At 56.6% G+C, this 633-nt stretch carries 1 rRNA gene; it reads left to right on the plus strand.

From position 1 onward, the window contains the following. Nucleotides 1-633, plus strand: a 23S ribosomal RNA gene (locus tag PSI15_RS18370); the annotation flags it as partial.

Here is a 633-nt window from a genome sequence, read left to right on the forward strand (position 1 = left end):
TGGTGGGTAGTTTGACTGGGGCGGTCTCCTCCCAAAGCGTAACGGAGGAGCACGAAGGTTGGCTAAGCATGGTCGGACATCATGCGGTTAGTGCAATGGCATAAGCCAGCTTGACTGCGAGCGTGACGGCGCGAGCAGGTGCGAAAGCAGGTCATAGTGATCCGGTGGTTCTGAATGGAAGGGCCATCGCTCAACGGATAAAAGGTACTCCGGGGATAACAGGCTGATACCGCCCAAGAGTTCATATCGACGGCGGTGTTTGGCACCTCGATGTCGGCTCATCACATCCTGGGGCTGAAGTAGGTCCCAAGGGTACGGCTGTTCGCCGTTTAAAGTGGTACGCGAGCTGGGTTTAGAACGTCGTGAGACAGTTCGGTCCCTATCTGCCGTGGGCGCTGGAAGATTGAAAGGGGCTGCTCCTAGTACGAGAGGACCGGAGTGGACGCACCACTGGTGTTCGGGTTGTCATGCCAATGGCACTGCCCGGTAGCTAAGTGCGGAAGAGATAACCGCTGAAAGCATCTAAGCGGGAAACTTGCCTTGAGATGAGTCTTCCCTTGTCCCTAGAGGGCACTAAAGGAACGTTCGAGACGAGGACGTGGATAGGCCGGGTGTGTAAGCGTCGCGAGACGT

It is taken from the genome of Xenorhabdus sp. PR6a, from assembly GCF_028599065.1.
Classification (GTDB): Bacteria; Pseudomonadota; Gammaproteobacteria; order Enterobacterales; family Enterobacteriaceae; genus Xenorhabdus; species Xenorhabdus doucetiae.